Consider the following 12335-nt stretch of genomic DNA (forward strand, 5'->3'; position numbering starts at 1 on the left):
ATGGCCGAAGGAAGGATGCCGCGATGAAGACCGTGCTGTTCCCGTTCGCTGCCGCGCTCGCGCTGGCGGCGTGCTCCTCGTCCAAGGTCGACTTCCAGATCGACAACCCCACCACCGCGCCGCTGTCGATCACGCTCGACGGCAAGACCCTGCAGGTGCCGGCGCAGCAGGCGCAGCCGGTGACGTTGGCGGCCGGCGAGCACCACCTGCGCAGCGAACGCCTGGGCGATGTGCGCTTCATCGTCTACGCCGATACCAGGGGCGGGCTGATCAATCCGACCCTGAGCGAGTACGTGACCGCGAACGCGATCTACCTCACCGGCCCGGACAAGGCAAAGAACTTCGGTTCGATCAACGCGCGGATCGAACTGAACGGCGTCACCTTCGAAGGCCCGTTCAAACAGACCCACGACCTGTTCATCGACAAGGACTGGACCTTCGGCGTGCGCGAGCCGTTCCCGGACGAGCAGGTCGTCGCGCATGTCGATGCCAGCGGCGGCAAGATCGACCGCAAGATCTTCACTGCGCCGGACTTCATCGCCTACGTCGAGACCGGCATGGGCCAGCCCGGCGCGTTCGAGCGCGCGCGGCCGGGCCGTTACGTGACGCCGCGCTTCGCGCTGGAGAAGGCCCCGGCGACGTTGCCGCCGCTGGACCCGGCCTACGAGGCCCATGCCGGCCCGCTGCGCGCGCTCTACGCGCGCCACCTGCGCGCGACCAGCGCCGACGCGCAGCGTGCCCTGCGCAAGGAAGCCTTCCAGGCGCAGATGGCGTTCACCACCGCCACCGCGACGCTGGGCGCCTCGCTGCCGCCCTCGGCCAACGAGGCATGCAACACCTTCGTGCACGCCTTCGGCGAGCTGACCGGGCGCAGTGCGCTGGTCGTTCCCTGAACCGCCGCCGCCCCCGGCCAGCCGCGCCCCGCCGACCTTTCCACACCGGAGCGTACGGGCAGTTGCCGTACATTCGGCTAAGCTTCCCCACCTTTGATCCATCCGACGGCTTCCAATGAACCCGAACTACCTCGACTTCGAGCAACCCATCGCCGATCTGGAAGCCAAGATCCAGGAACTGCGCAACGCCAGCACCGGCCCGGCGGTCAACGTCGACGCCGAGGTGGGTGCGCTGGAGGACAAGCTGCGGGTGCGCACCGCGCAGATCTTCCGCGACCTGTCCTCGTGGCAGATCTCGCAGTTGGCGCGGCATCCGCAGCGCCCGTACACGCTGGACTACATCAACGTGTTCTGCGACGAGTTCCAGGAACTGGCCGGCGACCGCGCGTTCGCCGACGACAAGGCCATCGTCGGCGGCCTCGGCCGCATCGACGGCCGCGCGGTGGTGATCATCGGCCACCAGAAGGGCCGCGACACCAAGAGCAAGATCGCGCGCAATTTCGGCATGCCGCGCCCGGAGGGCTACCGCAAGGCGCTGCGCCTGATGAAGCTGGCCGAGCGCTTCAAGCTGCCGCTGCTGACCTTCATCGACACCCCCGGCGCCTACCCCGGCATCGGCGCCGAGGAGCGCGGCCAGAGCGAAGCGATCGCGCGCAACCTGCTGGAGATGGCCGAGCTGAAGGTGCCGGTGATCTGCACCGTGATCGGCGAAGGCGGCTCCGGCGGCGCGCTGGCGATCGGCGTGGGCGACCGCACCCTGATGCTGGAATACGGCACCTACTCGGTGATCTCGCCGGAAGGCTGCGCCTCGATCCTGTGGAAGGACGCCTCCAAGGCCAAGGACGCCGCCGAGCAACTCGGCCTGACCGCCAAGCGTCTGTCCGCACTGGGCCTGGTCGACAAGGTGATCCGCGAACCGATCGGCGGCGCCCACCGCAACCCCACGCAGATGGCCAAGCGCCTGAAGGCGGTCCTGCTCAACGAACTGGACGCCCTGGAACAGCTGCCGATCGAGCAGTTGCTGGAGAAGCGCTACGCGCGTCTGCGCAGCTACGGGGCGTACGAAGCGGCCTGATCGCGACACAAGGAAGCGTTGTCCATGAATCCCATCGTCCTGCTGTCGCTGGCCTTGCAGTTGGCCTGCTGCGTGCACGTGGTGCGCAGCGGCCGCCCGCTGTATTGGATCTTCATCCTGCTGATCTTTTCGTATCTGGGGATCCTGATCTACGTGATCGCCGAACTGCTGCCGGAGTGGCGCAACGATCCGCGCGCGCGCCGCCATCTGCGCAAGGTCGGCGCCACGCTCGATCCGAACCGCGACAAGCGCACCGCCGGCAATCGCCTGGAACTGGCCGACACCGTGGACAACCGCCGGCAACTGGCCGAGGTGCACCTGGATAACGGCGAGTACGCGCAGGCGGCCGAGGTGTTCGAGAGCGGCTTGCGCGGCATCCACCGCGACGACCCCGGACTACTGCTCGGACTGGCCAAGGCGCAGTTCGGCCTGGACCAGCCGGCCGCGGTGAAAGCCACGCTGGACCGGCTGATCGCCGCCAACCCGCAGTTCCGCTCGCAAGACGGCCACCTGCTCTACGCGCGCGCCACCGAGGCGCTGGGCCAGACCGACGCGGCGCTGGAGGAATACGCCGCGCTCGCCGACGACTACCCCGGCGAAGAAGCGCGCGTGCGCTACGCGCAACTGCTGCAGCGCGCGGGCCAGCCGCAGCGCGCCGGCGAAGTGTTCAACGAAGTGCTGAAGCGCTCCAGCCTGGCCCCGCGCTACTACCAGCGCGACCAACGCCAGTGGATCGACCTGGCCCGCAGCGAACTGAAGCAACTCGACAGCCGCAACGCCTAGCTGCTGGCGCAAACCCGGAAAGGGTCGGAAACGGGGACTTTCGAATCCCCAATCCCCGCTCAAAACGGCTTGGCCAGCACCAGCCAGATCACCACCAGCAGCGCGAGCACCGGCAGCTCGTTGAACAGGCGCAGCGCGCGCGAGGACGGCAGCGCGCCGGCCTGGCCGACGCGCTTGAGCCAACGGCCGGTGAAGATGTAGTAGGCCAGCATCAGCGCCACCAGGCCGAGCTTGGCGTGCAGCCAGCCGCTGTGGCCGGGCGCGACCATGGTCGGGAAGTCCGGCAGCACCTTGTAGCCCAGCCACAGGGTCAGTCCCAGCAGCAGCGCCAGGCCGAACATCATGTGGCCGAAGCGGTACAGGCGCCGCCCCATCAGCGCCAGGCGCTCCTGCACCTGCGGCTGGCCCGCGCTCTCGGCGATGTTGACCAGGATCCGCGGCAGGTAGAACACCGCCGCCATCCATGCGATCACGAACAGCAGATGCAGGGACTTGATCCACAGGTAGAGTTGCATGCGCTGGCTCCAGGTCGCTGGCGTAGGATGTGCGGCCATTTTCGCCGATTCGTCCGGCGCCCGCACGGACCACACGCCCGCATGGACAAACAGTACGACGCCGACTACTTCCAGCGCTGGTATCGCCGCGACGGCATCGGCGACGCGGCGCGCCTGGCGCGCAAGGTCGCGCTCGCCGTGGCCCAGGCCGAGTACTACCTGGAACGGCCGATCCGCAGCGTGCTCGACATCGGCTGCGGGGAAGGCGCCTGGCGCGCGCCGCTGCTGAAGCTGCGGCCGAAACTGCACTACCTCGGCTTCGACAGCAGCGACTACGCGGTCGCCCGCTACGGCCGCCACCGCAACCTGCACCCGGCGCGCTTCGGCGATTTCGCCTGGCTGCGGCCGTGCGCACCGGTGGACCTGCTGGTGTGTTCGGACGTGCTGCACTACGTGCCCAGCCGCGAGTTGCGCCAGGGCCTGCCTGGCCTGGTGGAGCTGTGCGGCGGCGTGGCGTTCCTGGAGACCTTCGCCGCCGAGGACGACTTCGACGGCGACCACGCCGGCTTCCAGCCCCGCGCGGCACGCTGGTACCGGCGCCAGTTCGGTGCGCTCGGGCTGCGCCCGGTGGGCAGTCATTGCTGGCTGGCGCCAGCGCTGGCGGGGGATGCGGCGGCGCTGGAGACGATTGGTCTGGTGCCCCATTAAGGTGCAAACCGCGCGGATGCGTTATGCTGCACGGCAGCATACGCTCAGGATGGAAACACCGGCATGCTCTACCAGTGGCACGAACTGACCCGTAACCTGCTCGCCCCCTGGGTGCACCAGGCCGAAGCCAACGCCAAGATCTTCTCCGACCCCAACAGCCTGTGGTCGACGCTGCCCGGCGCCGAGCGCCTGGCCGCGAGCAACGAGTTGATGCACCGCCTCGGCAAGGACTACGAGAAGCCGGCCTGGGCGCTGGACCATGTCGAAGTCGACGGCCACGCCCTGCCGATCGTCGAGCAGGAAGTGCTGCGGAAGCCGTTCTGCCGCCTGCTGCGCTTCAAGCGCTTCAGCGACGACGCCAAGGTCGTGGACGGACTCAAGAAGCAGCCGGCCGTGCTGGTGGTGGCGCCGCTGTCCGGCCACCACGCCACGCTGCTGCGCGACACCGTGCGCACCCTGCTGCGCGACCACAAGGTCTACGTCACCGACTGGATCGACGCGCGCATGGTGCCGCAGTCCGAAGGCGACTTCGGCCTGGACGACTACGTGCGCTACGTGCAGGACTTCATCCGCCACATCGGCGCCGAATCGCTGCACGTGATGAGCGTGTGCCAGCCGACCGTGCCGGTGCTGGCCGCGGTGTCGCTGATGGCCGGGCGCGGCGAGACCACGCCGCGCTCGCTGGTGATGATGGGCGGGCCGATCGACGCGCGCCGCAGCCCCACCGAAGTCAACAACCTGGCCACGCGCAACCCGCTGTCCTGGTTCGAGCACAACGTCATCCATACCGTGCCGCCGGCCTACCCCGGCCACGGCCGCGCCGTCTACCCGGGCTTCCTGCAGCACATCGGCTTCCTGGCGATGAACCCGAGCCGGCACTTCATGTCGCACTGGGATTTCTACGCCAACCTGGTCAAGGGCGACCTGCAGGACGCCGAGGCGCACCGCCGCTTCTACGACGAGTACAACGCGGTGCTGGACATGCCGGCCACCTACTACCTGGACACCATCCGCGTGGTGTTCCAGGAATTCCTGCTGCCGCGCGGCGAATGGGTGATCGACGGCGAACGCGTCGACCCGGCCGCGATCCGCGACACCGCGCTGCTCAGCATCGAAGGCGAACTGGACGACATCTCCGGCCTGGGCCAGACCGCCGCCGCGCAGGACCTGTGCACCGGCATTCCCGCGGCGCGCCGCCAGCACCTGGAAGTGCAAGGCGCCGGCCATTACGGCATCTTCAGCGGCCGTCGCTGGCGCGACATCGTGTATCCGCAGGTGCGCAGCTTCATCGCCGCCAATGCCGGCGCCAGCCGCGCGCCGGCGGCCGGCAACGTCACCCCGCTCAAGCGCCGCGGCAGCCGCAAGGCCGGCTGAGCCGCGTCGCGCCCGCGGCCGGCGGTCGCCGGCCGCGACGCCTCGTCATTGCCCCGTGCTGTGCACCAGTAGTTGCTTGGCCAGCAGGCCGTGCAGCTTGCCGACGGCCCGCGCCAGGTGCAGCGTGACAAAGAGCAACACGACACCCAATGCGGTGGACAGCGGCAGCAGCCACAGACCTGCACCGGCGGCGCCGAGATCGCCGAACGCCACGCCAAGATAGAAGTGCTCGGGGAACAGCAGGCCCAGTGGTGCCGCGGCCAACCCCAGCGCGGTGCTGAGCAGGGTGACGAACACGGTGAAGTAGGCGATCCCCAGCGGCAGCATCAGCAGGAAGTACAGCATCGTGGTCCAGGTGCGCGCATCGGTGAACATCTGCCCGATGCGCTGCAGCCACGGCTGTTGCGGCGCGCTGTACAGCGGCCGGCGTGGCATGCGCTCGCCCAGCAGGACTTCCACCACGCGGCCCTCCACCAGCGACAGCAGCCGCACCGACCCGAAGAACAGCACCAGCAGCGGCACCCCGACGATCAGGATCAGCAAGCCCGCCGACACGCTGACGCCGGTCACCAACCAGGTGAAGTAGAAGATGCCGGTGACCAGCGACAGCAGCATGTAGAACAGGCTGCCGTAGGCGCGCGGGTCGGCGATCACGCCGAAGAAGCGGCCGGGCAACGATTTGCGCTTGGGCGGCGCCGGCGGCTTCAGCGCGCGGCTCACCGTGACCTCGGTATCGCGGTAGATCTCAGCCACTTCCTCCGGTGCGCCGTAGCTGCCGGCGACGCCGGCGATGACCTCGGCCTCGCTCTTGCCCGGCTGCTCGGCCAGCTCCGAACGCAGGTATTCCTCCGCGTCGTACAGCGCGTCCTGGACCAGCGCGGGGTCGGCGCCGGCCAGCGCCGCGCGCAGTTGCGCCAGGTAGTCGGGAATGGTGGTCGGCAAGGGCCGCGGTGCGGTGTGTGCGCTGCTCATTCTGAAATCCCCTTCAGCACGGAATCGACGGAATCGCGGGTGGCGCGCCACGCCGCGGCCCATTGCCGCAGCGTGGAAAGACCCGCCGCGGTGATGCGGTAGTAACGCCGTGGCGGCCCCGCCACCGACGGCTCGACATGGCTGGACAGCAGGCCGGCCGCCTCCAGGTTGCGCAGCACCGGATACAGCGCACTCTGCTTGCCGCTGAGCACACCCTCGCCCACCTGCTCCAGGCGCTTGGCGATCAGGTAGCCGTACAGCGGCGCCTCGGCCGCGGCCAGTACCGCCAGCAGGGCCAGCGACACGGTGCCGGCGCTCAGTTCCTTCTGGAATTTCTTCAGCTGTGCATCCGGCTCGACCATGGCGCCCTCGCTAGGTTGATCTAGATACTAGTACCGAGTTCGACATAGTGATCGTGCCATTGGTCATGCACGCCGCCCAGGCGCCGCGATTGCCGCGGCAAACGTTTCGACAACGTCGCGCGCCCTACACTCGTGACGGTTCCGTTCCACATGTATTCCAGGAGGTATCGCATGAGCCCGTCCCCCACCGAACAGCAACCCGGCCAAGCCACCGACCCGAGCTTCGCCAGTTCCGGCAACCAATACTCCGCTGGCCCGATCAAGCGGGATCCGAACGCTGGCGCAGGCTCCCTCGAGTACAGCCGTACGGTCACCGAAGCCAGGCGTGGCCCACTGGAGTACGCCTTGGTGCAGACCGGCAAGGTCGGCGCCGGCAGCAAACAGGAAGACGGCAAGACCGTGTTCAACGTGGAGATGGAGTTCACCCAGGGCCATCGCATCGAGGGCGCATTCAAGGCCGGGCGCCTGGCCGCCGACGGCAGCCTGACCCAGGCGGTCGGCGAGCGCGGCCGCTACGAGGTGCGCCTGCCCGGCGAGGCCAAGGCCGAAGCCGCTGCCCAGGTGAATCCGTTCGACCCGCAGACCATCCCGGTGGACGGCAGCGTCAAGCTCGATGGCCAGGCCTTCGCCAAGACCTCGATGGAGGCGACGTTTCGCGGCTTGGCCACCTCCAGCGAGCGCACCGATGCGGCCGGCATGAGCTACGCTGTGCAGCGCGTGGACGAGCACAGCGTGCGCGTGGCGGTCGGCCCGACCCAGGCGCTGGAGCGGCTGGAGGCGGTCGGATTCAAGACCGACATCGCCCAGGCCATGCTCGGCCGCCAGGACGCGCTCGGCCAGGCGACCATGCGCACCGCCACCTTCGACCTGCGCGAGCCGCAGGCGCAAGCCGCCTATCGCGACTTCCTGGCCAGCGGCAAGCTCGCCGCCAACGTACCCGGCGTCAGCGACGTACAGAAGGTCGAAAGCCTCACGATGAGTTCGGAAACCCGCGCCCAACTCGGGGTAGGCCCGTTCAAGGCCGAGCTGGGCGGCCAGCGCAACACCGGGGAGAACGTGCGCACCACCTATGCCGACGGCAGCTACAGCCTGGTCGGCAAGGTGCAGTACGCCGGCAACGTGCCGATGACCATGACCCGCCAGTTCGACGCCGCGAACAACGAGCGCGTGGACGAACGCAGCTACCAGTTCAAGTTCGACAAGGTCGACGAGAACCAGGCGCAACTGCTCAACTCGGTGCTCGCCGGCAAGGCCGGTGCCGCGGGTCCGGCGAAGGCCGGCCAGGACCTCACCCTGCACTTCTCCGAGCGGCAGATGGATGCGCTGCGTCAGCAGTACCAGCGCGCGGCGCAGGCCAGCCCGATGACCGCGCACGAGGCGGCGCAGTACGCCAAGCAAAGTCCGCAGGACTTCGCGATCGGCCTGGCGCGCAACCTGGGCAATTCCCAGTACGGCCTGAGCGAGCGCCTGTTCCGCGTGGCCGACAGCGCCGGCGGCACGCCGGGCGGCGATCTGCAGCGCATCGACGCCAAGGCCGAAACGCCAGAGCAGAAGTCGCCGACGGCGCCGACACGCGCCACCGGCAGCGGGCCGGAGCCGCACGCCGCTGCCGCCGCCGACCCGCGGCAACAGGCGATGCAGCAGGCGATCGAGCGCAAGCTCACCCCGTACGACGCCAACGTCGCCAGCAACTTGCTGCTGGCGGCCAGGCGCGACGGCCTGACCCAGGTCGATCACGTGCTGCGCAACGACAACGGCCGCGTGTTCGCGGTGCAGGGCGACCCCGGCGCCGGCGACAAGCGGGTGGCCTACGTGGACGCCGCGCAGGCGGCCACCATTCCGGCGGCGGAAAGCGCCAGGCAACTGGCCGCGCTGCCGCCGCTGCCGAACCAGGCGCCGGTGCAGGACACACAGGAACCGCAGAAGCGCGCGCTGTCGTAGACAGCGCTGTCGGCGGCACGGCGGTCGCGCCATGCCGCCGGCACATTGGCAGCGGCCGCCGCTTCGGTGAGAATCGGGCGCTCACCGACCGGGCCGCCCTCATGCCGCTGCGCACTTCCCTGCTCGCCCTCGCGTTGTCGCTGTCCACCTTCGCCGCGTCGGCCGGGGCACCGCCGCCGGCCGTGCCCTACCGCAGCCCGCAACAGATCCTGGACGCATCCAAGCCCAGCGACTGGCGCACGTTGGATCCGGCGAACACGCTGTACCTGGAACTGGACACCGGCCGGGTGATCATCGAACTGGCGCCGGCGTTCGCGCCGCAACACGTCGGCAACATCCGCACCCTGGCCCACGAGCACTTCTGGGACGGCCTGAGCATCTACCGCGCGCAGGACAATTTCGTGGTGCAGTTCGGCGACCCCGACGGCGAGGAGCCGGGCAAGGCCAGGTCGCTGGGCAGCGCCAAGACCCACCTGCCCGCCGAATTCCAGCGCCCGGCCGCGGGCCTGGCGTTCCAGCCCCTGCCCGACCGCGACGGCTGGGCGCCGCAGGTGGGCTTCGTCGACGGCTTTCCGGTGGCGCGCGATCCCAAGGCCGGCACCGCCTGGCTGGCGCATTGCTACGGCACGCTCGGCGCCGGCCGCAACAACGACGAAGACAGCAGCATCGGCGCCGAACTGTACGTGGTCACCGGGCAATCGCCGCGGCAACTGGACCGCAACATCACCGTGGTCGGCCGCGTGGTCAAGGGCATGGAACTGCTCAGCGTGATCCCGCGCGGGCCGGACCCGATGGGCTTCTACGAAAAACCCGAACAACGCACCCCGATCCGCGCCATCCGCCTGGCCAGCGACGTGCCGGAGAACGAACGCACCCCGCTGCAATTGCTGCGCACGGATACGCGCACCTTCCGCGAGGTGGTCGAGGCGCGACGCAACCGCCGCGACGCGTTCTACAAGCGCCCGGCCGGGCACATCGACCTGTGCAATGTGCCGCTGCCGGTGCGTACGCCGCCGAAGTGACGCGTCATGCGCGCGCCGGACGGTGCGTGCTCAGGCGCCGCCGACGCTGCGCCGCTGCGGTTGCTGCGCGTGCAGGAAGCGGGTGAACAGTTCGCGCGGCTGCTCCACGCCGCACTCGGTCAGCAGCATGGCGATGTTGCCGCGGTGGAAAGCGCCATGCGCGAGCACGTGGAACAGCATTTCCTCTCGGCTCATGCGGCCGGCATCGCCATCGGTGAAATGGAAGGCCAGTGTCTGCTGCAAGGCGGGCGCGTCGATCCGGGCGACATAGTCGGCATACCACCGGTCCGATTCGGCCACCGCCGCACCCAGCGCCTCCAGTTCCGGCGTCTGCGGCGTATTGCTCGCGGTGAACGCATGCGTGCCGCCCTCCAGGTGCGCAGCGAAGATCCGGTCCACCACGTAGGTATGGTTCAACAGCCGGATCGCGCGCTGCCGCTGCGCCGGAAACGCCGCACCATCGATCTGCGCCAGCGCCTGCAGCAGTTCGGCGTTGGCCCAGGCCTTGAAGGCGAACTGCGATGCGAGCAGGGAATCGGTCATTGCGTCGTTCTCAGGCAAAGTGTGGACACGGAATTTGCGGCGCGCCGACGTCCTCGCGCACGCCTGCCAGTTGCGCCGCTACCGCGCGCGCTGGCTGAAGGCGACGCTGCCCAGGATCAGCATGCCGGCCAGCAACATGGTCCAGGTCAGCGGCTCGCCGAGGATCGCCCAGGCCAGCAGCGCGCCGAACACCGGCACCAGATAGGTCACCGTCGACGCGCGCGCCGGGCCGATGCGCTGGATCAACCGGTAGTACAACAGGAACGCCAGGCCGGTGCAGAGCACGCCCAGGCCGCCGGCGCAGGCCCAGGCCACCGCCGGTACCGGTGCGGCCGGCCAGTGCGTCCAGGCCAGCGGCGCCAGCAGCAACGCGCTGCAGCCCAGGGTTGACGCCGCCGCCGCGGCCGGCGGCAGATCGCTCATGTGCCGCTTCACCAGGCTGTAGCCGATGCCGTACAGCAGGGAGGCAGTGGTGCCGGCCAGCGCGGCGGGGCCCACGCTGATGCCGGCCGACTTGCCGGTGGCGAGCACCACGATGCCGGCGAAGCCGATCAACAGCGCCAGCGCGCGGCGCGTGCCGATCTTCTCGCCGAAAAACAGGAAGGCGATCAAGGCGGTGAACAGCACGGTCATCGCGTTGCAGATCGCGCCGATCGCCGCCGGCGCATGTTGCGCGCCCCAGGCGAAGAGCAGGAACGGCAGCGCCGAGTTGAGCAAGCCGATCGCCGCCAGGGTCGGCCAGCGCCGCAACGGGAAGCGCGCCCGCGCCAGCCACAGGAACGGCAGCAGCACCGCCGCGCCCAGCGCCAGGCGCAGTTCCACCAGCGCGTAGGCGCCGAACTGCGGCGCGGCCACGCGCATGAACAGGAACGAGCAGCCCCAGACGATGCCGAGGAAACCCAGTTCCAGCGGCGTGCGCCAATCGCGGGCGGGCGCGCCGTCGGATGCGGAGGCAGCAGCGGCGGAGGCGATGGCCGGCTGCAGGGAAGGATCGGAGGTGGGCATGGAAGAGGCTCGCGGTCGATCGGACACGCGCCGCAGCGGTCGTGCGACGCCCGGCATCCGCTGCCGGCTGAGGACGCCGGGCGGCGCATCCGCGCCGACGCCGCATCACCGCTGCCCGCCGCGCATGTCGTGTTCGGCTGCCAGCATCGCCCTGCGCCACGGGGCCGACAAGCGCGTAGTATCGTCGCAAGCCACAAATCTGCCGCGTGCCTGCTCATGCAACTGCGCCCGTCCCTGCTGCCCGCACTCGGCGTGTTCGCCGCCGCGGCGCGCCACCAGAACTTCGCCCATGCCGCGGAGGAACTGCATCTCACCGCCAGCGCGGTCAGCCACCATGTGCGGCGCCTGGAAGCCCTGCTCGGCGCCACGCTGTTCCAGCGCCACGCGCGCGGGGTCAAGCTGACCGCCGAAGGCAGGCAACTGGCCGATGCTGCCAGCGCGGCGCTGGCCGACATCGCCGCGGTCGCCGGCAACCTGCATCCGCAGGCCGACACCGCGCCGCTGCGCCTCACCACGCTGCGCTCGCTCTCGTACTGCTGGCTGCTGCCGCGCCTGCCGCGCTTCTGCCAGGCCTATCCGCACGTGCGGCTGGACATCCAGACCGATGCGGCGTTCTCGCGCTTCGAGGAGGGCGGCCCGGATCTGGGCATCCGCTACGGCCAGGGCGCCTGGCCCGGCCTGACCTCGCACCACCTGATGGACGACGAACTGTTCCCGGTCGCCTCGCCCGCCCTGCCGCAACTGGCGACGCTGCGCCGGCCCGAGCAGATCGCGCAACTGCCGCTGCTCACCGACATGTCGCCGCAGGGCTGGCGCGACTGGTTCCGCGCCGCCGGCGTGCGCGGCGTGGCGCTGCCGCCCATGCACACCTTCAACGACAGCACCGATGCGATGCGCGCGGCGGTATACGGCGTGGGCGCGGTGCTGGCACGCAAGCACATCGCCCAGCCCTACCTGCAGCGTTACGAACTGGTGCGCCTGCCCGGCCCGGCGCTGACCGCGCGCTATTCCTACTACATCGTGCATCCCACCCACCGCCTGCTCAGCCCGGCCGCCAGCCACTTCATCGACTGGCTCAAGCGCGAGGCGCTGGACGAGCGCACGCCGATGCCGGCGCTGCCGGCCGAACTGCTCGGGTTACCGCCGAAGGCGGGCTAGCGCCC

At 69.7% G+C, this 12335-nt stretch carries 13 protein-coding genes; 8 read left to right on the forward strand and 5 right to left on the reverse strand.

Features of this window, described 5'->3' with window-relative positions; translation table 11 throughout:
- Positions 1–23: 23 nt before the first annotated feature.
- The 3 genes from SLW52_RS17805 to SLW52_RS17815 all read left to right on the forward strand — a co-directional run bounded on the left by SLW52_RS17805 (position 24) and on the right by SLW52_RS17815 (position 2751).
- The gene (locus SLW52_RS17805) at positions 24–893 is read left to right on the forward strand and encodes a hypothetical protein (protein WP_017912019.1); all 870 of its coding nucleotides are present in this window, start codon (positions 24–26) and stop codon (positions 891–893) included.
- 115 nt (positions 894–1008) lie between these two features.
- A complete protein-coding gene (locus SLW52_RS17810; RefSeq protein ID WP_017908798.1) occupies positions 1009–1968 on the forward strand; it encodes an acetyl-CoA carboxylase carboxyltransferase subunit alpha in 960 nt (319 codons plus the stop codon).
- A gap of 24 nt (positions 1969–1992) precedes the next feature.
- Positions 1993–2751 carry a tetratricopeptide repeat protein gene (locus tag SLW52_RS17815; protein ID WP_017908799.1) on the forward strand — a complete coding sequence of 253 codons (759 nt, stop codon included), beginning with the start codon at positions 1993–1995 and terminating at the stop codon, positions 2749–2751.
- Between the two features lie 59 nt (positions 2752–2810).
- Here SLW52_RS17815 and SLW52_RS17820 read toward each other — a convergent pair whose 3' ends face one another.
- Complete coding sequence (locus SLW52_RS17820; RefSeq protein WP_320740856.1) at positions 2811–3266, reverse strand: CopD family protein; 456 nt, start codon at positions 3264–3266, stop codon at positions 2811–2813.
- An 81-nt stretch (positions 3267–3347) separates the two neighbouring features.
- On the opposite strand from SLW52_RS17820, the gene SLW52_RS17825 reads away from it, so the two are divergent.
- Complete coding sequence (locus tag SLW52_RS17825) at positions 3348–3953, forward strand: class I SAM-dependent methyltransferase (protein ID WP_017908801.1); 606 nt, start codon at positions 3348–3350, stop codon at positions 3951–3953.
- Positions 3954–4016: 63 nt separating this feature from the next.
- The gene (gene phaZ, locus SLW52_RS17830) at positions 4017–5327 is read left to right on the forward strand and encodes a polyhydroxyalkanoate depolymerase (protein WP_043092494.1); all 1311 of its coding nucleotides are present in this window, start codon (positions 4017–4019) and stop codon (positions 5325–5327) included.
- A 45-nt stretch (positions 5328–5372) separates the two neighbouring features.
- On the opposite strand, the gene SLW52_RS17835 is transcribed toward phaZ, so the two are convergent.
- Positions 5373–6299 (reverse strand): sensor domain-containing protein, encoded by a 927-nt coding sequence (locus tag SLW52_RS17835; RefSeq protein WP_295938696.1) that lies wholly within the window; start codon positions 6297–6299, stop codon positions 5373–5375.
- Positions 6296–6661: a PadR family transcriptional regulator gene (locus tag SLW52_RS17840; protein ID WP_017908804.1), complete on the reverse strand. Its 366-nt coding sequence runs from the start codon at positions 6659–6661 to the stop codon at positions 6296–6298. The genes SLW52_RS17835 and SLW52_RS17840 overlap by 4 nt, the downstream gene beginning before the upstream one ends.
- A 171-nt stretch (positions 6662–6832) precedes the next feature.
- On the opposite strand from SLW52_RS17840, the gene SLW52_RS17845 reads away from it, so the two are divergent.
- Both SLW52_RS17845 and SLW52_RS17850 read left to right on the forward strand, forming a co-directional pair.
- Positions 6833–8602 (forward strand): XVIPCD domain-containing protein, encoded by a 1770-nt coding sequence (locus tag SLW52_RS17845; RefSeq protein ID WP_267099340.1) that lies wholly within the window; start codon positions 6833–6835, stop codon positions 8600–8602.
- Positions 8603–8703: 101 nt separating this feature from the next.
- Complete coding sequence (locus tag SLW52_RS17850; RefSeq protein ID WP_148829574.1) at positions 8704–9624, forward strand: peptidylprolyl isomerase; 921 nt, start codon at positions 8704–8706, stop codon at positions 9622–9624.
- 30 nt (positions 9625–9654) lie between these two features.
- Here the strand turns inward: SLW52_RS17850 and SLW52_RS17855 are convergent, their stop codons facing one another.
- Positions 9655–10167: a DinB family protein gene (locus SLW52_RS17855; protein ID WP_152181955.1), complete on the reverse strand. Its 513-nt coding sequence runs from the start codon at positions 10165–10167 to the stop codon at positions 9655–9657.
- Between the two features lie 78 nt (positions 10168–10245).
- Complete coding sequence (locus tag SLW52_RS17860) at positions 10246–11172, reverse strand: DMT family transporter (RefSeq protein WP_295927857.1); 927 nt, start codon at positions 11170–11172, stop codon at positions 10246–10248.
- A 216-nt stretch (positions 11173–11388) separates the two neighbouring features.
- Between SLW52_RS17860 and SLW52_RS17865 the strand changes: the two genes are divergently transcribed.
- On the forward strand, positions 11389–12330 hold the full coding sequence (locus SLW52_RS17865; protein ID WP_320740857.1) for a LysR substrate-binding domain-containing protein: 942 nt from the start codon (positions 11389–11391) through the stop codon (positions 12328–12330).
- Positions 12331–12335: the final 5 nt, after the last annotated feature.

Origin of the sequence: Xanthomonas sp. LF02-5, assembly GCF_034105325.1 — a bacterium.
Lineage (GTDB): Bacteria > Pseudomonadota > Gammaproteobacteria > Xanthomonadales > Xanthomonadaceae > Xanthomonas_A > Xanthomonas_A sontii.